Source organism: Enterobacter cloacae complex sp. 2015409, from assembly GCF_041365315.1.
GTDB classification, from domain to species: domain Bacteria; phylum Pseudomonadota; class Gammaproteobacteria; order Enterobacterales; family Enterobacteriaceae; genus Enterobacter; species Enterobacter pseudoroggenkampii.
Window position 1 is genome coordinate 34,775 of the sequence record NZ_JBFTVM010000003.1, and the last position, 19,906, is coordinate 54,680.

At 54.8% G+C, this 19,906-nt stretch carries 21 protein-coding genes; 12 read left to right on the forward strand and 9 right to left on the reverse strand.

The genetic code is table 11. From position 1 onward, the window contains the following. Window positions 1-48 precede the first annotated feature (48 nt). Window positions 49-1,494, forward strand: a complete 1,446-nt coding sequence (tldD, locus tag ACDO57_RS16145) for a metalloprotease TldD (RefSeq protein ID WP_024906327.1) — start codon at window positions 49-51, stop codon at window positions 1,492-1,494. 46 nt (window positions 1,495-1,540) lie between these two features. Here the strand turns inward: tldD and ACDO57_RS16150 are convergent, their stop codons facing one another. Then, window positions 1,541-2,155 (reverse strand): YagU family protein, encoded by a 615-nt coding sequence (locus tag ACDO57_RS16150; RefSeq protein WP_024906328.1) that lies wholly within the window; start codon window positions 2,153-2,155, stop codon window positions 1,541-1,543. 219 nt (window positions 2,156-2,374) lie between these two features. Then, window positions 2,375-3,301 (reverse strand): HTH-type transcriptional activator AaeR, encoded by a 927-nt coding sequence (gene aaeR / locus ACDO57_RS16155; RefSeq protein ID WP_023309395.1) that lies wholly within the window; start codon window positions 3,299-3,301, stop codon window positions 2,375-2,377. 179 nt (window positions 3,302-3,480) lie between these two features. Here aaeR and aaeX point away from each other — a divergent pair, with 179 nt between their 5' ends. The 5 genes from aaeX to ACDO57_RS16180 all read left to right on the forward strand — a co-directional run bounded on the left by aaeX (window position 3,481) and on the right by ACDO57_RS16180 (window position 8,460). After that, on the forward strand, window positions 3,481-3,684 hold the full coding sequence (gene aaeX, locus ACDO57_RS16160) for a p-hydroxybenzoic acid efflux pump operon protein AaeX (protein ID WP_003860416.1): 204 nt from the start codon (window positions 3,481-3,483) through the stop codon (window positions 3,682-3,684). A 7-nt stretch (window positions 3,685-3,691) separates the two neighbouring features. Beyond that, the gene (gene aaeA, locus ACDO57_RS16165) at window positions 3,692-4,624 is read left to right on the forward strand and encodes a p-hydroxybenzoic acid efflux pump subunit AaeA (RefSeq protein ID WP_032650427.1); all 933 of its coding nucleotides are present in this window, start codon (window positions 3,692-3,694) and stop codon (window positions 4,622-4,624) included. A gap of 5 nt (window positions 4,625-4,629) precedes the next feature. Next, window positions 4,630-6,597, forward strand: coding sequence for a p-hydroxybenzoic acid efflux pump subunit AaeB (gene aaeB, locus ACDO57_RS16170; RefSeq protein ID WP_157189789.1), 1,968 nt, complete (start codon window positions 4,630-4,632; stop codon window positions 6,595-6,597). 90 nt (window positions 6,598-6,687) lie between these two features. Continuing rightward, window positions 6,688-8,142, forward strand: a complete 1,455-nt coding sequence (locus ACDO57_RS16175) for an NAD-dependent succinate-semialdehyde dehydrogenase (protein WP_370884264.1) — start codon at window positions 6,688-6,690, stop codon at window positions 8,140-8,142. Between the two features lie 45 nt (window positions 8,143-8,187). Then, window positions 8,188-8,460: a barstar family protein gene (locus tag ACDO57_RS16180; RefSeq protein ID WP_008502839.1), complete on the forward strand. Its 273-nt coding sequence runs from the start codon at window positions 8,188-8,190 to the stop codon at window positions 8,458-8,460. Window positions 8,461-8,524: 64 nt separating this feature from the next. On the opposite strand, the gene yhcN (ACDO57_RS16185) is transcribed toward ACDO57_RS16180, so the two are convergent. The 3 genes from yhcN (ACDO57_RS16185) to argR form a co-directional block, all read right to left on the reverse strand. Then, window positions 8,525-8,791 (reverse strand): peroxide/acid stress response protein YhcN, encoded by a 267-nt coding sequence (gene yhcN, locus ACDO57_RS16185; protein WP_024906332.1) that lies wholly within the window; start codon window positions 8,789-8,791, stop codon window positions 8,525-8,527. A 111-nt stretch (window positions 8,792-8,902) separates the two neighbouring features. Continuing rightward, complete coding sequence (gene yhcN / locus ACDO57_RS16190; protein WP_024906333.1) at window positions 8,903-9,166, reverse strand: peroxide/acid stress response protein YhcN; 264 nt, start codon at window positions 9,164-9,166, stop codon at window positions 8,903-8,905. Window positions 9,167-9,541: 375 nt separating this feature from the next. After that, window positions 9,542-10,012, reverse strand: coding sequence for a transcriptional regulator ArgR (gene argR, locus ACDO57_RS16195; protein ID WP_023309388.1), 471 nt, complete (start codon window positions 10,010-10,012; stop codon window positions 9,542-9,544). A 397-nt stretch (window positions 10,013-10,409) separates the two neighbouring features. Here argR and mdh point away from each other — a divergent pair, with 397 nt between their 5' ends. After that, on the forward strand, window positions 10,410-11,348 hold the full coding sequence (gene mdh, locus ACDO57_RS16200; RefSeq protein ID WP_023309387.1) for a malate dehydrogenase: 939 nt from the start codon (window positions 10,410-10,412) through the stop codon (window positions 11,346-11,348). 58 nt (window positions 11,349-11,406) lie between these two features. Here mdh and degS read toward each other — a convergent pair whose 3' ends face one another. The 3 genes from degS to zapG form a co-directional block, all read right to left on the reverse strand. Beyond that, the gene (gene degS / locus ACDO57_RS16205; RefSeq protein ID WP_024906334.1) at window positions 11,407-12,474 is read right to left on the reverse strand and encodes an outer membrane-stress sensor serine endopeptidase DegS; all 1,068 of its coding nucleotides are present in this window, start codon (window positions 12,472-12,474) and stop codon (window positions 11,407-11,409) included. Between the two features lie 91 nt (window positions 12,475-12,565). After that, window positions 12,566-13,933 carry a serine endoprotease DegQ gene (gene degQ / locus ACDO57_RS16210; RefSeq protein ID WP_024906335.1) on the reverse strand — a complete coding sequence of 456 codons (1,368 nt, stop codon included), beginning with the start codon at window positions 13,931-13,933 and terminating at the stop codon, window positions 12,566-12,568. 171 nt (window positions 13,934-14,104) lie between these two features. Further along, a complete protein-coding gene (gene zapG, locus ACDO57_RS16215; protein WP_008502832.1) occupies window positions 14,105-14,503 on the reverse strand; it encodes a Z-ring associated protein ZapG in 399 nt (132 codons plus the stop codon). 189 nt (window positions 14,504-14,692) lie between these two features. Here zapG and zapE point away from each other — a divergent pair, with 189 nt between their 5' ends. From zapE to sspB, 5 genes are all read left to right on the forward strand, one after another. After that, a complete protein-coding gene (gene zapE / locus ACDO57_RS16220) occupies window positions 14,693-15,817 on the forward strand; it encodes a cell division protein ZapE (RefSeq protein ID WP_208763299.1) in 1,125 nt (374 codons plus the stop codon). Window positions 15,818-16,165: 348 nt separating this feature from the next. After that, window positions 16,166-16,594, forward strand: a complete 429-nt coding sequence (gene rplM / locus ACDO57_RS16225; RefSeq protein ID WP_006178824.1) for a 50S ribosomal protein L13 — start codon at window positions 16,166-16,168, stop codon at window positions 16,592-16,594. A 15-nt stretch (window positions 16,595-16,609) separates the two neighbouring features. Continuing rightward, window positions 16,610-17,002: a 30S ribosomal protein S9 gene (rpsI, locus tag ACDO57_RS16230; protein ID WP_003860436.1), complete on the forward strand. Its 393-nt coding sequence runs from the start codon at window positions 16,610-16,612 to the stop codon at window positions 17,000-17,002. A 308-nt stretch (window positions 17,003-17,310) separates the two neighbouring features. Then, window positions 17,311-17,949, forward strand: coding sequence for a stringent starvation protein SspA (gene sspA, locus ACDO57_RS16235; RefSeq protein WP_023333624.1), 639 nt, complete (start codon window positions 17,311-17,313; stop codon window positions 17,947-17,949). Between the two features lie 5 nt (window positions 17,950-17,954). Further along, on the forward strand, window positions 17,955-18,452 hold the full coding sequence (sspB, locus tag ACDO57_RS16240; protein WP_024906337.1) for a ClpXP protease specificity-enhancing factor: 498 nt from the start codon (window positions 17,955-17,957) through the stop codon (window positions 18,450-18,452). Window positions 18,453-18,481: 29 nt separating this feature from the next. On the opposite strand, the gene gltD is transcribed toward sspB, so the two are convergent. Continuing rightward, the gene (gene gltD, locus ACDO57_RS16245; RefSeq protein ID WP_023309377.1) at window positions 18,482-19,900 is read right to left on the reverse strand and encodes a glutamate synthase subunit GltD; all 1,419 of its coding nucleotides are present in this window, start codon (window positions 19,898-19,900) and stop codon (window positions 18,482-18,484) included. Between the last annotated feature and the right edge of the window lie 6 nt (window positions 19,901-19,906).

Genomic DNA, 19,906 nt, shown 5'->3' on the forward strand with positions numbered 1-19,906 from the left:
ATACGATCTTTATACCGCCACGGGCGGCAACGAACGAGTAGCAATACGATGAGTCTGAACCTGGTAAGTGAACATTTGCTCGCAGCGAACGGCCTGAGCCATCAGGACCTGTTCTCCATTCTTGGTCAACTGACCGAACGCCGTCTCGACTACGGCGACCTTTATTTCCAGTCGAGCTATCACGAATCCTGGGTTTTAGAAGACAGCATCATCAAAGATGGCTCCTACAACATCGACCAGGGCGTCGGCGTCCGTGCCGTCAGCGGCGAGAAAACCGGTTTTGCCTATGCCGATCAGATTAGCCTCACCGCACTTGAGCAGAGCGCGCAGGCCGCGCGTACCATTGTGCGTGATACCGGCGATGGTCGCGTGAAAACCCTCGGAGAAGTGCAGCACTCTGCGCTCTATACCAGCATCGATCCGCTGCAGAGCATGAGCCGTGAAGAGAAGCTGGATATCCTGCGTCGCGTGGACAAAGTCGCCCGCGCGGCGGACAAACGCGTGCAGGAAGTTTCAGCCAGCCTGAGCGGTGTGTATGAACTGATTCTGGTGGCGGCAACGGACGGCACCCTGGCGGCAGATGTTCGCCCGCTGGTGCGTCTCTCCATCAGCGTGCAGGTTGATGAGGACGGCAAACGCGAGCGCGGCTCAAGCGGCGGCGGCGGTCGTTTCGGCTATGACTGGTTCCTGGGCGACGTTGACGGTGAAGCGCGCGCTGACGCGTGGGCAAAAGAAGCCGTCCGTATGGCGCTGGTGAATCTGAATGCCGTCGCGGCGCCGGCGGGCTCATTCCCGGTGGTGCTGGGTGCCGGCTGGCCGGGCGTATTGTTGCATGAGGCGGTAGGCCATGGCCTGGAAGGCGACTTTAACCGTCGCGGGACGTCCGTGTTCAGCGGTCAGATCGGGCAGCTTGTCTCCTCTGAGCTGTGCACCGTGGTGGATGACGGCACCATGCGCGATCGCCGTGGCTCGGTGGCTATCGACGATGAAGGTACGCCAGGCCAGTACAATGTGCTGATCGAAAACGGCGTGCTGAAAGGCTACATGCAGGACAAACTCAACGCGCGCCTGATGGGTGTTGCGCCGACGGGCAACGGACGCCGTGAATCTTACGCGCATCTGCCGATGCCGCGCATGACCAACACTTACATGCTGCCGGGCAAATCCACGCCGCAGGAGATTATCGAATCCGTTGATTACGGTATCTTTGCGCCAAACTTTGGCGGCGGCCAGGTGGACATCACCTCCGGTAAGTTTGTCTTCTCTACTTCAGAAGCGTACCTGATCGAGAAGGGCAAAGTGACCAAAGCGGTGAAAGGTGCAACGCTGATTGGCTCCGGTATTGAAGCCATGCAGCAGATCTCGATGGTTGGTAACGATCTGAAGCTGGATAACGGCGTGGGCGTCTGCGGTAAAGAGGGCCAGAGCCTGCCGGTTGGCGTGGGCCAGCCAACGCTGAAAGTGGACAACCTGACGGTGGGCGGCACAGCCTGACCTGACTCCTTCATAAAAAAGGCGCTACATCAGTAGCGCCTTTCTTTTAGCGTAAGTGACCCAGCGGTATCTCCGGATCCGGCTCGTGCGTGATGCGGTTACGTAAATCACGACGAATGATTTCGATCGACCAGAACCAGACCAGATGGCCTACGATCTCTGAAACGTGTTCATACCACGGCAGCTCAAACAGCGGTGGCGTCAGCCCCATCAGCGGGAAGGAGATCATATGCACAAAGAGCTGAGCTAACGCACCCGCCAGCAAACCCTGCCAGAGTTTAATTTTCGGGAAGACTTCAGCAACGACACAATACCCGACAGCGAAGACGATTGAGAAAATAATATGCGTCACGCCGACCCAGTTAAATATATGTCCGGCAAATGTATAAACAGCTGCGTTAGGATCAACAACACCCAGCCAGTCACGTAAAAATACATAGGGAGGGTTTAAAAAATTACGTGAACAGTCAATCTGGCTTGCGGCTCTTATTAATTGCTCAGGCCCGCATGCGCCGGTAAATAAATCGGTGGGACTGCGTGGCGGAAGCGGCACTTCGGCTCCCCATTTGACAAACGCGGAGACAATCCCTGCAATTAAACCGACGAATGCGGCGAGCCCATAGCGCCTGCGTGAAGGCGGTGTTTGTTCAAATAGATTCATTTCTTTTCCTTGTTTAATGTCATCCTGCGGAATACATTTTATTATTCATATCAGCAACAAATTAATTACAGTCTGAACAGCAGACTGTTTATAAAGTAAAGGGCGGGCGGCGGCAGTGTCAATTAGCTATTCCTGATAGTGGCGAAGGAATATTCCAGAATGCAGAGGGGTTTTATCCTGGAAATATTCATCGCTCATATACTTTCAGGGATAAATCGATTATTCCTTCCTTCTTCCCCGCATCCCCTGAAACAGCTCCGCCACGTCCACAAAATACTCGGTCAGATAGTTAATACACACCTGTACCTTGAGCGGGAGTTTGTCTTTTTCGGTATACAGGGCGTACACCGGGCGCGGATCGGACTGGTAGCGTGGGAAGAGGATCTCCAGCACGCCGCTGTTGATCTCGTTGATCACCCACATCAGCGGCACGTAGGCGATCCCGGCGCCGGCCACCAGCCAGCGCGAAATGGTCATCGGATCGTTAGTGACAAAACGCCCTTCCGGCAGCAGTCGGGTGGAGATCCCTTCCGGAGCGATCAGCTCAAATTCATTGTCGGGCCGCACGCTGTACTCCAGCCATGAGTGGTTAGTGAGGTCGGCGGGTTTTTCCGGCACACCGTACTGCGCCAGATAGCTTTTCGATGCACAGACCACCATCGGCATGCTGCCCAGCCGACGCGAGAACAGGCTGGAATCCTGCAGCGCGCCGACGCGGATCACCACGTCCAGCCCGTCGGCAATCAGATCCGGCGCCGGGATACCCGTCACCAGATTGACGGTAAGCCCGGGGTACTCTTTCAGCATATCCGCGGTCATGGCAGCGAGAACATTTTGTGCCATAGTTGAAGAACACCCGATGCGCAGCGTGCCGATGGGGGTGTTGTTGAAGGCATAAAGCTGTTCGTGAACATCCTGCACTTCAAGCAGCATGCGGCGACAGCCCTGATAGTAAATTTTACCCGCTTCCGTCAGCCCAATGCTGCGGGTGCTGCGGTTGAGCAGCTTGACCTGAAGCTCATCTTCCAGTTTGGACACCGTCTGGCTGATGGATGAGACGCTCATCTGAAGCTGGCGTGCAGCGGCGGTAAAGGAGCCCAGTTCAACCACTTTGGCGAAGACCGACATGCGTTTTAAACGTTCCATTGTTCACTCTGGCTTAAAAGTGATTTAGATCACATATTATAGATAACAGCATAACAGTTACGTTAATATATTATTTATTACATAACGGCTGCGCCATTCTCGCCCGGCGTTTCTTGCTCTCCTGCGATGGCGTGCGCTAAAAAATTCTGAAGCCTGCACTCTCTCTAATCAAGGTCAACATGAGTCTGTTTCCCGTTATCGTGGTGTTCGGTCTGTCGTTCCCACCGATATTTTTCGAGCTTCTTTTATCACTGGCGATCTTCTGGCTGGTGCGCAAGGTGCTGGTCCCTACCGGGATCTACGATTTCGTCTGGCACCCTGCATTGTTCAATACCGCGCTGTATTGCTGCCTGTTCTATCTGATATCGCGCATGTTTGTCTGAGGTTGATGTGAAAACGCTAACAAGAAAAATCTCCCGCACTGCCATTACTACGGCGCTGGTTATCCTCGCCTTCATCGCTATTTTCCGCGCCTGGGTCTATTACACCGAATCACCGTGGACGCGTGATGCACGCTTCAGCGCCGATGTGGTGGCCATCGCCCCTGACGTGGCCGGTCTTATCACGGCGGTCAACGTCCACGACAACCAGCTGGTGAAGAAAGATCAGGTCCTGTTCACCATCGACCAGCCTCGTTACCAGAAAGCGCTGGAAGAGGCGGAAGCGGACGTGGCCTATTACCAGGCGCTGGCTGCGGAGAAACGCCGCGAGGCTGGCCGCCGTAATCAGCTGGGCGTTCAGGCAATGTCCCGTGAAGAGATTGACCAGTCCAACAACGTGCTGCAGACCGTGCTCCACCAGCTGGCGAAAGCGCAGGCAACGCGCGATCTGGCGAAGCTCGATCTGGAGCGCACCGTGATCCGTGCGCCGTCGGATGGCTGGGTGACCAACCTGAACGTCTACGCCGGGGAATTCATTACCCGCGGCTCAACCGCCGTGGCGCTGGTGAAACAGAACTCCTTCTACGTGCTCGCCTATATGGAAGAGACCAAGCTGGAAGGCGTACGTCCAGGATATCGCGCGGAGATCACGCCGCTGGGCAGCAATCGCGTCTTTAAAGGTACCGTCGACAGCGTTGCCGCAGGGGTGACTAACTCCAGCAGCTCTAACGATGCCAAAGGGATGGCGACGGTAGATTCCAACCTCGAGTGGGTGCGTCTGGCCCAGCGCGTGCCGGTGCGTATCCACCTGGATGAACAGCAGGGAAATCTGTGGCCTGCGGGTACCACGGCGACGGTGGTGATTACCGGTGAAAAAGACCGGGATGCCAGCCAGGATTCATTCTTCCGTAAAATTGCCCACCGCCTGCGCGAGTTTGGTTAATCGACATGGGTATCTTTTCCATCGCCAGCCAGCACATTCGCTTCGCCGTGAAGCTGGCGTGCGCCATCGTGCTGGCGCTGTTTGTCGGCTTCCACTTCCAGCTTGAAACCCCTCGCTGGGCGGTGCTGACGGCTGCGATTGTCGCGGCGGGCCCGGCCTTTGCTGCGGGTGGGGAACCCTATTCAGGCGCGATCCGCTATCGCGGGATGTTGCGTATCATCGGGACGTTTATCGGCTGTTTCGCGGCGCTCACCATTATTATTCTGATGATCCGCACGCCGCTGCTGATGCTGATGGTCTGCTGTATCTGGGCAGGTTTCTGCACCTGGATCTCGTCTCTGGTGAAAGTGGAGAACTCCTACGCCTGGGGGCTGGCGGGCTATACCGCGCTGATTATTGTCATCACCATTCAGTCTGAACCGCTGCTCGCCCCACAGTTTGCGGTGGAGCGCTGCAGCGAGATTGTGATTGGTATTGTCAGTGCAATCGTCGCTGACCTGCTGTTCTCCCCGCGCTCCATCAAGCAGGAAGTCGACCTTGAGCTTGACGCGCTGATGGTTGCCCAGTACCAGCTGATGCAGCTCTGCATTAAGCATGGCGACAGCGAAGAGGTGGATAAAGCCTGGAGCGGGCTGGTACGTCGTACGCAGGCGCTGGAAGGGATGCGCAGCAACCTTAATATGGAGTCCTCGCGCTGGGCTCGCGCGAATCGTCGCCTGAAAGCCCTCAACACCGTCTCTCTGACGCTGATTACCCAGGCATGTGAAACCTATTTGATTCAGAACACCCGACCGGAAGCTGTCACCGATACGTTCCGCGAACTGTTTGCCGAGCCGGTGGAAACCGTGCAGGACGTGCACAAGCAGCTTAAGCGCATGCGTCGGGTGATTGCCTGGACTGGGGAGCGCGACACGCCTGTAACTATTTACACCTGGGTCGGCGCCGCGACGCGCTACCTGCTGCTGAAGCGCGGCGTGATCGGGAACACCAAAATCAGCGCGGCGGAAGAAGAGGTACTGCAGGGGGAAGTGGTGATCAAAGCGGAATCCGCCGAGCGCCATCACGCCATGGTCAACTTCTGGCGTACGACGCTTGCCTGCATGCTCGGCACGCTGTTCTGGCTGTGGACGGGCTGGACGTCCGGCAGCGGCGCGATGGTGATGATTGCCGTCGTGACCGCACTGGCGATGCGTCTGCCTAACCCGCGAATGGTCGCCATTGATTTCCTCTACGGCACCATTGCCGCCCTGCCGATAGGCGCGCTCTATTTTCTGGTCATCATCCCGTCTACCCAGCAGAGCATGCTGCTGCTCTGTATTAGTCTGGCGGTAATGGCGTTCTTTATCGGCATTGAAGTACAAAAGCGGCGCCTGGGATCGCTGGGGGCGCTGGCAAGTACGATTAACATCATCGTGCTCGATAACCCGATGACCTTCCATTTCAGCCAGTTCCTCGACAGCGCGTTAGGTCAGCTGGTGGGCTGTTTCCTGGCCATGATGGTGATACTTCTGGTTCGGGATAACTCGCAGGCAAGAACGGGCCGCGTGCTGCTGAACCAGTTCGTGTCGGCTGCCGTGTCGTCGATGACAACCAATACCGCGCGCCGTAAAGAGAACCACCTGCCCGCGCTCTACCAGCAGCTGTTTTTACTGCTGAACAAGTTCCCGGGCGATATCGCGAAGTTCCGCCTGGCGTTAACCATGATCATCGCGCACCAGCGTCTGCGTAACGCGCCCGTGCCGATCAACGACGATCTGTCGGCCTGGCACCGCCAGCTGCGTCGTACTGCCGATCACGTGCTTTCCGCCAGCAGTGATGACAAACGGCGTCGTTACTTTACGCAGCTGCTTGAAGAGCTCGATATCTACCAGGAGAAGCTAAAGCACTGGGAAGCACCGCCTCAGGTGACCGAGCCGGTAGGACGGCTGGTGTTTATGCTGCATCGCTACCAGAATGCCCTCACGGATAACTGACTGAAGTAAAAAAACCGACGCCAAAAGCGTCGGTTTTTTTGTGGCTATACTTATTCCAGCACGTTCTTACATTTCAGGAAGGGAGGACACATGACGACCCAGGCGCTTCAGGATCACATCCTTTTTCAGACCGGTTTTCTGGTCAACGGGATCTGGAAAACGCTGGACACGACGTTCGATGTACTTAACCCCGCGACCGGGGAAGTCATCGCTAAAGTCGCGAAGGCGGGTAAAGCACAAACCGAAGACGCTATCGCAGCGGCCACCAAAGCCTTCCCGGCCTGGCGTGCCAAAACCGCAAAAGAGCGTTCGGCGATTCTCTACCGCTGGTACGAACTGATTATTGAGAATAAAAGCTGGCTCGGGCGGTTAATGACCACCGAACAGGGCAAACCCCTGAAAGAGGCGGAGGGAGAAGTCGAGTACGCCGCCAGCTTTATCCAGTGGTTTGCCGAAGAAGCCAAACGCGCGAACGGTGAAATTATTCCGCCGATCAAACCCGGCTCACGCATTCTGGCGACCCGTGAACCCATTGGTGTGGTCGCGGCGATTACGCCGTGGAACTTCCCGATGGCCATGCTCACCCGCAAGTTAGGCCCGGCGCTGGCAGCAGGATGTACCGGGGTGATCAAACCGGCCAATAACACACCGCTTAGTGCCTTTGCGCTGCTTACCCTGGCAAAACAGGCCGGTGTACCCGACGGCGTGCTCAACGCCGTGGCCGGGAATACGCATGAAATCAGCGATGCGATTATGGCAAGCCGGGACGTGCGTAAAATCTCCTTTACGGGTTCAACCTCCGTCGGCAAAACGCTGGTGCGTAACGCCGCAGAAACCATGAAGAAAGTCTCGATGGAGCTGGGGGGAAATGCTCCTTATATCGTTTTTGAGGATGCGGATATCGACGCAGCGGTTAAGGGGGCGATCGCCAACAAGTTCCGCAATGCCGGGCAGGTCTGCGTCAGCGTGAACCGTTTTTATATTCAGGAAACCGTTTACGACAAATTTGTGAATAAACTTGCCGATGCGGTGAATGGGCTGAAGGTGGGCAATGGTCTTGACGAAGGGGTGGTCGTCGGGCCGCTGATTGAACCTTCTGCGGTCAACAAGGTGCGTGAGCATGTCGACGATGCCGTTGCCCGGGGCGCAATCGTATTGGCTGGGGGTAAGCCCCATCCGCTTGGTGGGAATTTCTGGATGCCAACCGTACTGGGCGACTGCCATGAAGGCATGAAGCTGGCAGAAGAAGAGACGTTTGGCCCGGTGGCGGCGTGCTTCCGTTTCACCTCGGAAGATGAAGTTATCCAGCGCGCCAACAACACGCCCTATGGGCTGGCGGCTTACTTCTATACCCAGAATCTCTCACGGGTCTTCCGCGTTTCACAGGCAATCGAGAGCGGGATGATTGGCATTAACGAGTGTGCCGTCTCCACGGAGCTCGGCCCCTTTGGCGGCGTAAAAGAGTCAGGTCTTGGACGAGAGGGCTCCGTGCTGGGGCTGGAAGAGTATCTGGAAGTTAAAACCCTGCATATTGGGGGATTATAATAGACAGGGCGGCATCTGCCGCTCGCCTGGACTGGGTGGCTGGCAATGAAAACCTATACGTTTGATTTTGACGAGATCGACAGTCAGGAAGACTTCTACCGTGAATTTATCCGGGTGTTTGATCTTGAACGGGAAAGCGTGACGAATCTGGATACGCTGTGGGACGTGGTGACCGGCAGCCTGCTGCCGCTACCGCTGGAAATTGAGTTCATCCATTTGCCCGATAAGCTTCGCAGACGTTTTGGCGCGCTGATATTGCTTTTCGATGAAGCGGAAGAAGAGCTTGAAGGGCAGCTGCGCTTTAACGCGCGGCATTGAATCAAAAAAAAAGCCCCTGACCATGAGGCCAGGGGCAAGTCGTATGATGAGATACGACGAGGGTTTATTTATACAGCTCTGCCGTTGCATGCCAGTGGTCACCCTGATTCAGTTCGGTGACGCGATAGCTGCTGGCGCCTGCTTTTTCAGCTTTGGCGGCAAGTTCGTGACGAATATCCATCGGGGAACCGGTGACTGACGTCACGGATACGCTGCCCATTGGCTGCAGATTTTGTGCCTGGTCGGCATTCACCTGCTGTACGGCTGCACTTGCGCCGAAAGAGAGAACGGATGCCAGACCGAGGGTTGCGATGATCAATTTGGTTTTCATAGTCTTTACTCCTGAATAGGGTTTTTTACTCAACGGCGAGAAGGGTTGAACCGCTATTTTTATGCCTGGTGCCGTTGAGGGGAGATTTACGTTTTCAGTTATTACTAAAACTTATTTGTACAGCTCAGCGGTGGCGTGCCAGTGGTCACCAGAACGCGCTTCGATGATGCGATAGGATGACGCACCCTGTTCTTCCGCTTTTTTGTTCAGCATCTCACGCATGTCCATTGGCGATGTGCCGACCGCGCCGACAGAAACCGTACCGATGGCCTGGCGGGATTGCGCCTGGTCAGCATTGATAGAGTCGGCAGCGAAAGCACCGAATGACAGGACAGACAGGACGCTCAGCGCCGCTACAGTTGATTTGATTTTCATGATTCTTACCTCGTCGAATTTTTTAGTGGGGTCTTGTTTCGTGACCCTCATCACAAAATCAAGTATACACTAATAACGGTAAAAATTAATACCAGACTAATGGTTTCTATTGTTATTACGTGTTAACCAGACTATTTTTTATAACCAAATTGCATAATATTGGGTGTTTTTTGTTCGATTGTGGTGGTTATATCTAATTAAATCATATGGATAGTAGCTTTTGATTTTTTGTGCGATTTTTTGATTTAGCATTCACCAGATGAATGTTAATGGGTGGTAAAAAGCACTATTTGTCAAAGTGAAGGGCAGTAGAAAAGAGGGGGAAACGCAGCGTAAGCAGAACGATCCCCGTAGCGACGCTACGGGGAGAGGGGATTAGAGTTCCTGTTCGAACAGAACCAGAATCGCTTCGTGGAGATCTTTCACGGAGAAACCGCTGGCTGGTGTGGTAAAGATGGTGTCATCGCCGGCGATAGTCCCCAGGATCCCCTCCGTTTTACCCAGCGAGTCCAGCATGCGGGCAATCAGCTGTGCGGCGCCAGGGCTTGTGTGGATCACCACTACGGCGTCGTTATGATCGATATCCAGAACCAGATTTTTGAGCGGGCTGGAGGTGGTCGGCACGCCAAGTTCTGCCGGCAGGCAATAGACCATCTCCATCTTGGCGTTACGGGTACGCACCGCGCCAAATTTCGTTAACATGCGGGAGACTTTCGACTGATTGATGTTATCGAAGCCTTGTTCCTGCAGCGCCTGAACAATTTCTCCCTGAGAACTGAATTTCTCTTCTTTGAGTAGCGCCTTAAACGCCTTTACTAATTCTTCTTGCTTAGACGAGCTTCGCATAAGTCACCCGGAATATGACGATAGAAACAACATTATTATGCATGTGGATGAATTTTTATGCAAATTATCTACCCAGCGCCAGGCTGAAATAATGTTATGAAAGGGAGTGATTTTATCAGATTTCGTTATCAGAAAACATGCCTGGGTCACGCCGCGCAAATAAGCTTAAAAGTAAATTAAATGTTATCAAAATGATGTTGTTTTGGTGGCGGGGCAGGGTGTATTGTAACCACCTCTTAATGCGTTGCCATTTGTCGTCAGATAGTCTTCTGATGAGAGATAAAGTCGCGTGACCTCAAATTCTTTAGCTACGAAAATTGTAATTATTTACTTGCTGAATTATGGTCGCCGCAACGGATTTACAGATACTTAAGTTAACCATAATAAGGAGTTTAGGATGAAAGTCGCAGTCCTCGGCGCTGCTGGTGGTATCGGCCAGGCGCTTGCCCTACTACTGAAAACCCAACTGCCTTCAGGCTCAGAACTCTCCCTGTACGATATTGCTCCGGTAACCCCAGGTGTGGCGGTTGACCTGAGCCACATCCCGACCGCTGTAAAAATCAAAGGCTTCTCCGGTGAAGATGCACGTCCTGCACTGCAGGGTGCTGACGTGGTGCTGATTTCTGCAGGCGTGGCGCGTAAGCCAGGCATGGATCGTTCAGACCTGTTCAACGTCAACGCGGGCATCGTGAAAAACCTGGTGCAGCAGATTGCAGAAATCTGCCCGAAAGCATGCATCGGTATCATCACTAACCCGGTGAACACCACCGTGGCTATCGCGGCAGAAGTGCTGAAGAAAGCGGGTGTTTACGACAAAAACAAACTGTTCGGCGTGACCACGCTGGATATCATCCGTTCCAACACCTTTGTTGCTGAGCTGAAAGGCAAACAGCCAACAGAAGTGGAAGTGCCGGTCATTGGCGGTCACTCTGGCGTCACCATCCTGCCTCTGCTGTCGCAGATCCCAGGCGTGAGCTTCACCGAGCAGGAAGTGGCTGACCTGACTAAACGCATCCAGAACGCGGGCACCGAAGTGGTGGAAGCGAAGGCGGGTGGCGGTTCTGCAACCCTGTCTATGGGCCAGGCAGCTGCGCGTTTTGGCCTGTCACTGGTTCGCGCTCTGCAGGGCGAGAAAGGCGTTGTTGAATGCGCTTACGTTGAAGGCGATGGCGAACACGCTCGCTTCTTCTCTCAACCGCTGCTGCTGGGTAAAAACGGTATCGAAGAGCGTAAATCCATTGGTACGCTGAGCGCGTTTGAACAACACGCGATGGAAGGTATGCTGGATACGCTGAAGAAAGATATCACCCTGGGTGAAGAGTTCGTTAACAAGTAAAACGAACCGTCTTCCGGCAAAAAAAAACGGAGCTTATCGCTCCGTTTTTTTATGCCTGTCAGTTAGTGGCCGGATATTCCTGAATCGTCACATGCAGCGTCAGTTTCTTATCGTTGCGCATGACTTCAACAGGGATGATAGAGCCCGGACGAATCTCTGCCACCTGGTCCATCGTCTCCAGCGCAGAGACCGCTGGCGTGCCGTTGACCGACACAATGACGTCATTTACCTGAATACCCGCATTAGCGGCCGGGCCACCAGGCGACACTTCATTCACCACAATCCCCTGAATCTGATCGATACCGCCGCCCTGGGTATGCATCGGTGCAATTTCGCGCCCGCCGATACCGATATAGCCGCGGATCACGCGTCCGTCGCGGATCAGCTTATCCATGATCTTGGTCGCCAGCTGGAATGGAATAGCAAAGCCGATCCCTTCCGGCGTCTCGCCGTCGTTACTCTTATCGAACGAGAGGGTGTTGATGCCCATCAGTTCGCCCAGCGAGTTGACCAGCGCCCCGCCGGAGTTACCGTGGTTGATGGAGGCATCGGTTTGCAGAAAGTTCTGCCGCCCGGAGGGGTTGAGGCCAATACGACCGGTCGCGCTAATAATCCCCTGGGTGATGGTCTGACCCAGGTTGTAAGGGTTACCGATAGCCAGGACGACGTCACCAATATGCGGGGTACGTTTACGGTTGATCGGGATGACCGGCAAACCGCCCGTGGCGTTAATTTTCAGCACGGCCAGGTCGGTCAGGCTGTCAGATCCAACGAGTAACGCCTCAAATACGCGGCCATCTTGCAGGGCGACGATGATCTGGTCGGCATCGTTAATCACGTGCTTGTTGGTAATAATGTAGCCGCGCTCATCCATGATTACGCCGGAGCCGAGAGTACGGATCTCCAGCTGGTTGTGGGCTGAGGTGTTCAGACCACGGTTATAGACGTTAACCACGGCAGGTGCGGCACGGCGGACGGCCTGGTTATAGGTGGCTGGCGTTTCATCCGTGCTATCGAACTGGGGAGCCGACAGTTTATTGAACTGACGTATAGACGGCAGCGCCAGCAGCAGCAGGCCAGCGACAATCAAACCGATGACAATAGAACGTAAGAGCTTTAAAAGCATGATGCGCGTGTCGTTAAAAAAGGAACGATTTGCAGCATAACATGAGTTATCCGGACATCACACGCAGCGGTGATGTCCGGGTCACAAATGCTTAGCGCAACAGTATATAGATGGACTCATTGCCACGCATGACCTGCAGGGCAATAACCGCCGGTTTACTTTCCAGCAACTTGCGCAGTTCGGCAATGGACTGCACGCGATTGCGGTTTACGCTAATGATCACGTCATCCTGATGCAATCCGGCCTGTGCGGCAGGGCTGCTCTTCTCGACGGTGTCGATGCGAATGCCTTTCGTACCGTCTTTCAGCTGCCCATCGCTCAACGTAGCCCCTTGCAGGGCCGGGGCGATAAGCTCCGCACTGGCAGAGGAAGAGGTGCTCTTATCCAGCGTGACTTCAACGTCCAGCGGCTTACCGTCACGTATCAGGCCCAGCTTCACTTTGGCACCGGGTTCGGTGGTGGCAATCCGCGAACGCAGTTCTGCAAAGCTGCTCAGCGGTTTGTCGTTCAGGCTGACGATCACATCACCCGATTTCACGCCCGCTTTTGCCGAGCCGGAGTTTGGCAGCACTTCACTGACAAACGCCCCGCGCTGTACGTTGATATTGAACGCTTTTGCAATATCCGCGCTCATCTCCATGCCTTTAATACCCAGCAGCCCGCGTTTGACTTCGCCAAACTGAATGAGCTGTTGAGAGAGGGTTTTGGCCATATTGCTGGGGATAGCAAAACCGATCCCAATGCTGCCGCCGCCCGGGGCCAGAATCGCCGTGTTAATCCCTATTAGCTCGCCGTTAAGGTTGAGCAATGCCCCGCCGGAGTTCCCACGGTTGATGGAGGCATCGGTCTGGATAAAGTTTTCCAGCCCTTCCAGATTGAGGCCGCTGCGTCCCAGCGCGGAGACGATCCCGGAAGTCGCGGTCTGCCCTAAACCAAAGGGGTTGCCCACGGCGACGGCAAAATCGCCGACGCGCAGTTTGTCGGAGTCCGCGATGGCAATCTGGGTCAGGTTGCTCGGGTTTTGCACCTGCAACAGCGCGATGTCGCTCTGGTCATCTCCGCCGATCAGTTTGGCATCGAATTCGCGGCCATCGTTCAGCTGGACGCTGATTTTATCGGCCTGGCTGATGACATGATTGTTGGTCAGAATATAGCCTTTTGCCGCATCAATAATGACGCCAGAACCCAGGCCTTCAAAAGGCTGAGCCTGCTGGTCGGGAGACTCATCGCCAAAATATTTTTTCAGTTCTTCAGGGACGCGTTGGCTTTGTACTGCGGTACCCTCAACCTGAACGCTGACGACCGCAGGCAACACTTTTTCCAGCATGGGTGCGAGGCTTGGAATGGCCGCCTGGCCAGGCACCTGGGTGGGGATGGCGGCGAATACAGGGACGGACGCCGAGAGAGATAACCCGACACTTAACGCGATAGCGCTCAACAGCTGGTTTTTTTTCTTCATCGATGTTGACTCTCGTAACCTGGAATAAAGGAAAAACGGCCCCAAAAACACGTTGATGTTATTGAATTTTAAACCGCTGAACAATGAGGTGTTTAACTAAATGATAGCTGGGGTCATCAAGAAAGGACGGGCGCAATCGCTGCGCCCGTAAAATAAATTCAGGTTGTGCGATTAATCGCGTTTTACACCGCCGCGCAGCAGGCCGGACGCGCCATCGGAATAGTCGCGAGGCATCTGAACGGGCGCCTGATCGTTACCGGCTTCAGAGTCAGCCAGACGGTTGCGGAACGGGTTGGTTTCCGCGGTCATTTCCGGCAGCAGGCTGCTGGAGCTTTTGGCCATATGTTGATACAGCTGACGATAGTCGGTCGCCATGTTGTCCAGCAGCTCGGCGCTACGGGCAAAATGGCTGACCAGCTCTTCACGATACTCTTCCAGCTCGGCTTTGTTCTTTTCCAGTTCGTACTGCAGTGACTGCTGCTGACGCAATTTGCGATTACCGAAACGCATGGCCACAGCACCGATAACGATGCCGACGACTAAACCGATTAGCGCATATTCCCAGGTCATGAACTTCTCCCGTTGTCTTGTTGTTCCGTAGGGTGTTGGCTCGGCTCCTGCCTGTGCCTGATAATGCCACTATAACCGCTATTTCCGTAGAAGTGGAATCCTGACGTATCATCGCGTAGTGTAGAACGGCCTTTTTTTCATCAGTCGCGTCTGCTGGTGAGCGTTAATTGAAGGAATAACAATAAGATTATGCAAAACCTGTCCCCTGCATCGCGATATCAACTGGCCCTAAACGAGGGCACTCATCAGCCGGATGACGTTCAACGTGAGGCGGTAAACCGTCTGGAGATGATTTATCAGGAGCTCACGGCAAAACCCGCTGAAGTCGAACAGAACGGTGGCCTAAAGGCGGCGTTTGGGCGGTTGCTCGGTAAAAAAGCGCCGCAGGCTCATGCGCCGGTGCGCGGTTTATATATGTGGGGCGGGGTCGGTCGCGGAAAAACCTGGCTGATGGACCTGTTCTATCTGAGCCTGCCGGGCGCACGCAAACAGCGCCTGCACTTCCATCGTTTTATGCTGCGGGTGCATGAAGAGCTGACCGCACTGCAGGGTAAAAGCGATCCGCTGGAGATTGTGGCCGACAGGTTCAAGGCGGAAACCGACGTGCTCTGCTTCGATGAGTTTTTTGTGTCTGACATCACCGATGCCATGCTGTTAGGTGGCCTGATGAAAGCGCTATTTGCCCGCGGAATCACGCTGGTGGCCACGTCGAATATCCCGCCGGATGAGCTCTATCGTAACGGCCTGCAGCGGGCACGCTTTCTGCCCGCCATCGACGCCCTCAAGCAGCACTGCGACATCATGAACGTCGATGCCGGTGTCGATTATCGTCTGCGCACCCTGACACAGGCGCACCTGTGGCTTTCGCCGTTAAATGCAGAGACCACCCGCGAGATGGATAAGCTTTGGCTGGCGCTGGCGGGGGCAAAACGCGATCACGCCCCGGAACTCGAGATTAACCATCGCCCGCTGCCCACCCTTGGCGTCGAAAACCAAACGCTGGCGGTCTCCTTTACGACGCTCTGCGTGGATGCCCGCAGCCAGCACGACTACATTGCGCTTTCGCGTCTGTTCCACACCGTCATGGTGCTGGATGTACCGGTGATGACGCGGCTGATGGAGAGCGAAGCACGGCGCTTCATTGCGCTGGTGGACGAGTTTTATGAGCGCCACGTCAAGCTGGTGGTCAGCGCCGAGGTACCTTTATATGAGATTTACCAGGGCGAGCGGCTGAAGTTTGAATTCCAGCGCTGCCTGTCGCGCCTGCAGGAGATGCAGAGCGAGGAATACCTGAAGCTGGAGCATATGCCGTAACAAACGTCACCCTCTCCCTGTGGGAGAGGGGCTGGGGTGAGGGCACCAGACGTTAATAAATGCCACCCTCTCCCTGTGGGAGAGGGGCCGGGGGTGAGGGCACCAGACCGCGCAATACTTACCCCCGAAAAACCCATTCCAAATCACATTTAAGGGTCGATCTTTGACCTCAACTTCTCTATAATCTTGCGACCCCACGTTACGAGAAGGTTTTTTTCCCGAAACTTTCTATGTGTCGGCATTAGCTATTCGAAGGGGTAGGTTTGCCGGACTTTGTCGTGTGAACCTCAACTGACTAAACGTTTGGGTGTTCACCAACGTGTAACTTATTATTTGGGTAAGCTTTTAATGAAAACTTTTACAGCTAAACCAGAAACCGTACAGCGCGACTGGTATGTTGTTGACGCGACCGGTAAAACTCTGGGCCGTCTGGCTACTGAACTGGCTCGTCGCCTGCGCGGTAAGCACAAAGCGGAATACACTCCGCACGTTGATACCGGTGATTACATCATCGTTCTGAACGCTGATAAAGTTGCTGTAACCGGCAACAAGCGTACTGACAAAGTGTACTATCACCACACCGGCCACATCGGTGGTATCAAAGAAGCGACCTTTGAAGAGATGATTGCTCGCCGTCCTGAGCGTGTGATTGAAATCGCGGTTAAAGGCATGCTGCCAAAAGGCCCGCTGGGTCGTGCTATGTTCCGTAAACTGAAAGTTTACGCAGGCAACGAGCACAACCACGCGGCACAGCAACCGCAAGTTCTTGACATCTAATCGGGATTATAGGCAATGGCTGAAAATCAATACTACGGCACTGGTCGCCGCAAAAGTTCCGCAGCTCGCGTTTTCATCAAACCGGGCAGTGGTAAAATCGTAATCAACCAGCGTTCTCTGGAACAATACTTCGGTCGCGAAACTGCCCGCATGGTAGTTCGCCAGCCGCTGGAACTGGTTGACATGGTAGAAAAACTGGATCTGTACATCACCGTTAAAGGTGGTGGTATCTCCGGTCAGGCAGGTGCGATCCGTCACGGTATCACCCGCGCTCTGATGGAGTACGACGAATCCCTGCGTTCTGAACTGCGTAAAGCTGGCTTCGTTACTCGTGACGCGCGTCAGGTTGAACGTAAGAAAGTGGGTCTGCGTAAAGCACGTCGTCGTCCACAGTTCTCCAAACGTTAATCCATTCTGCTTACGCAGAACGATTGGCGAAAAACCCGCTTCGGCGGGTTTTTTTATGGATAATGCGCAGGTTATCCACAATCTCCATACATATATCTTCTCTTTTTCCACATTTCCAGAATCCCCTCACCACAAAGCCATCAAAATCTGGTAAACTATCATCCAATTTTCTGCCCAAATATCGGTGAATACTCGATTTTTGTTCGTTTCTTGAACAATGTGTTTTCTCTGGGATGGGCGATACAACATCTGGCTGGCCCCTGTTGGGCTGGTAGCAGTAAAAATTCTGAATATACCTGGAGGTTTTCATGGCTGTCGCTGCCAACAAACGTTCGGTAATGACGCTGTTTTCTGGTCCTACTGACATTTATAGCCATCAGGTTCGTATCGTGCTGGCCGAGAAGGGTGTCAGTTTTGAGATCGAGCATGTGGAAAAGGATAACCCGCCTCAGGATCTGATCGATCTCAACCCGAGCCAAAGCGTACCGACGCTGGTGGATCGCGAGCTGACCCTGTGGGAATCCCGTATCATTATGGAATATCTGGATGAGCGTTTCCCGCATCCGCCACTGATGCCTGTTTACCCTGTCGCGCGTGGTGAAAGCCGCCTGTACATGCAGCGTATTGAAAAAGACTGGTACTCGCTGATGAACGTTATCGTCAGCGGTTCCGCTTCTGAAGCTGACGCTGCACGTAAGCAGCTGCGTGAAGAGCTGCTGGCAATCGCGCCTGTGTTTGGTCAGAAACCGTTCTTCCTGAGCGATGAGTTCAGCCTGGTGGATTGCTACCTGGCACCGCTGCTGTGGCGTCTGCCAACCCTGGGCGTAGAGTTCAGCGGTCCTGGCGCGAAAGAGCTGAAAGGCTATATGACTCGCGTATTTGAACGCGACTCTTTCCTGGCATCTTTAACTGAACCGGAACGTGAAATGCGTCTCGGCCGAGGCTAATGACTGTGGAAATGTCACAACTTACCCCACGCCGTCCGTATCTGCTGCGCGCCTTCTATGAATGGCTGCTGGATAACCAGCTCACGCCGCACCTGGTTGTGGATGTGACGTTGCCGGGCGTGCTGGTTCCAATGGAATACGCGCGTGACGGACAGATCGTACTGAACATTGCGCCGCGTGCGGTGGGTAATCTGGAGCTGGCAAACGATGAAGTGCGCTTCAACGCGCGTTTCGGCGGCGTGCCGCGTCAGGTTTCCGTACCTCTGGCAGCCGTGCTGGCTATCTACGCGCGTGAAAACGGGGCGGGTACCATGTTCGAGCCGGAAGCGGCGTATGATGAAGATGTTGCCAGCCTGAATGATGACAACGCATCCGATGAGCGCGAAAGCGACACGGTGATGTCACTTATTGATGGCGATAAACCCGATCATCACGACGACAATGACCCTGATGACGATCCGCCTCCGCGCGGTGGCCGTCCGGCTCTTCGCGTCGTGAAATAAAAAAAACAGGCCCAATCGGGCCTGTTTTTTTACACTTCCAGGTAGTTCAGTATACCGTCAGCCGCCTTGCGGCCTTCGGCAATCGCCGTCACCACCAGGTCAGAACCGCGAACGATATCGCCACCGGCGAAGATTTTCGGGTTGCTGGTCTGGAACGCGTTATCGCTGCCTTCTGGCGCAATCACGCGGCCCTGCGAATCCAGCTCAACGCTGTGCTTCGCCAGCCACTCCATGCTGTGAGGACGGAAACCGAACGCCATCACCACGGCATCGGCCGGGATCACGTGTTCAGAACCGGCGACGATTTCCGCACGACGACGGCCTTTCGCATCCGGTGCCCCCATCTCCGTGCGCGCCATCTTCACGCCGCTCACTTTACCGTTGGCATTCACTTCAATACCCAGAGGCTGGATGTTGAACTGGAACTCCACGCCCTCTTCACGCGCGTTTTTCACTTCGCGTTTAGAACCCGGCATGTTCTCTTCGTCACGACGGTAGGCGCAGATCACGTGTGCCGCATTCTGACGAATGGAGGTACGCACGCAGTCCATCGCGGTATCACCGCCGCCCAGCACCACCACGCGTTTGCCTTCCATGCTGACGAAAGGCTCATCGGCGGTTTCGCCGTAGCCCATGATCTGCTTGGTGTTGGCAATCAGGAACGGCAGCGCGTCGTACACGCCCGGCGCGTCTTCGTTCTCCAGACCGCCGCGCATGGACTGATAGGTGCCCACGCCCAGGAACACGGCGTCGTAATCCTTCAGCAGGTCGTCGAGCTGCACGTCGCGGCCCACTTCCACGTTCAGTTTGAACTCAATGCCCATGCCGGTGAAGATTTCACGGCGACGGGTCATGACCTCTTTTTCCAGCTTGAAGGCCGGGATACCGAAGGTTAGCAGACCGCCGATCTCCGGATGACGGTCAAAGACCACCGCCTTCACGCCGTTGCGGGTCAGCACGTCCGCACAGGCCAGGCCCGCCGGGCCCGCGCCGATGATCGCCACGCGCTTGTCGGTTTGCTTCACGCCGGTCATATCCGGACGCCAGCCCATCTCGAACGCTTTATCGTTGATATAGCGCTCGATGTTGCCGATGGTCACCGCGCCGAACTCGTCGTTCAGCGTACAGGAACCTTCGCACAGACGGTCCTGAGGACACACGCGGCCGCACACTTCCGGCAGGGTGTTGGTCTGGTGAGACAGCTCGGCGGCTTCAAAAATACGTCCTTCGTTGGCCAGCTTCAGCCAGTTCGGGATGTAGTTATGTACCGGGCATTTCCATTCACAGTAAGGGTTACCGCAGGACAGGCAGCGGTCTGCCTGCGCTTTGGCCTGGCCCTCTGAAAACGGCTCGTAGATTTCAACAAATTCAATTTTGCGGATCTTCAGCGGTTTCTTTGGCGGATCAACACGCTGCAGGTCGATAAACTGGTATACGTTCTGGCTCATCTGAAT

Bases quoted from the DNA above. Each gene is read 5' to 3' on its own strand.
- degQ (WP_024906335.1), bottom strand. From the start codon at position 13,933: ATGAAGAAAAAAAACCAGCTGTTGAGCGCTATCGCGTTAAGTGTCGGG.
- sspA (WP_023333624.1), top strand. From the start codon at position 17,311: ATGGCTGTCGCTGCCAACAAACGTTCGGTAATGACGCTGTTTTCTGGT.
- yhcN (WP_024906332.1), bottom strand. From the start codon at position 8,791: ATGAAAACCAAATTGATCATCGCAACCCTCGGTCTGGCATCCGTTCTC.
- zapG (WP_008502832.1), bottom strand. From the start codon at position 14,503: ATGACCTGGGAATATGCGCTAATCGGTTTAGTCGTCGGCATCGTTATC.
- gltD (WP_023309377.1), bottom strand. From the start codon at position 19,900: ATGAGCCAGAACGTATACCAGTTTATCGACCTGCAGCGTGTTGATCCG.
- rpsI (WP_003860436.1), top strand. From the start codon at position 16,610: ATGGCTGAAAATCAATACTACGGCACTGGTCGCCGCAAAAGTTCCGCA.
- rplM (WP_006178824.1), top strand. From the start codon at position 16,166: ATGAAAACTTTTACAGCTAAACCAGAAACCGTACAGCGCGACTGGTAT.
- ACDO57_RS16180 (WP_008502839.1), top strand. From the start codon at position 8,188: ATGAAAACCTATACGTTTGATTTTGACGAGATCGACAGTCAGGAAGAC.
- ACDO57_RS16150 (WP_024906328.1), bottom strand. From the start codon at position 2,155: ATGAATCTATTTGAACAAACACCGCCTTCACGCAGGCGCTATGGGCTC.
- degS (WP_024906334.1), bottom strand. From the start codon at position 12,474: ATGCTTTTAAAGCTCTTACGTTCTATTGTCATCGGTTTGATTGTCGCT.
- mdh (WP_023309387.1), top strand. From the start codon at position 10,410: ATGAAAGTCGCAGTCCTCGGCGCTGCTGGTGGTATCGGCCAGGCGCTT.
- ACDO57_RS16175 (WP_370884264.1), top strand. From the start codon at position 6,688: ATGACGACCCAGGCGCTTCAGGATCACATCCTTTTTCAGACCGGTTTT.
- yhcN (WP_024906333.1), bottom strand. From the start codon at position 9,166: ATGAAAATCAAATCAACTGTAGCGGCGCTGAGCGTCCTGTCTGTCCTG.
- argR (WP_023309388.1), bottom strand. From the start codon at position 10,012: ATGCGAAGCTCGTCTAAGCAAGAAGAATTAGTAAAGGCGTTTAAGGCG.
- zapE (WP_208763299.1), top strand. From the start codon at position 14,693: ATGCAAAACCTGTCCCCTGCATCGCGATATCAACTGGCCCTAAACGAG.
- aaeX (WP_003860416.1), top strand. From the start codon at position 3,481: ATGAGTCTGTTTCCCGTTATCGTGGTGTTCGGTCTGTCGTTCCCACCG.
- aaeR (WP_023309395.1), bottom strand. From the start codon at position 3,301: ATGGAACGTTTAAAACGCATGTCGGTCTTCGCCAAAGTGGTTGAACTG.
- tldD (WP_024906327.1), top strand. From the start codon at position 49: ATGAGTCTGAACCTGGTAAGTGAACATTTGCTCGCAGCGAACGGCCTG.
- aaeB (WP_157189789.1), top strand. From the start codon at position 4,630: ATGGGTATCTTTTCCATCGCCAGCCAGCACATTCGCTTCGCCGTGAAG.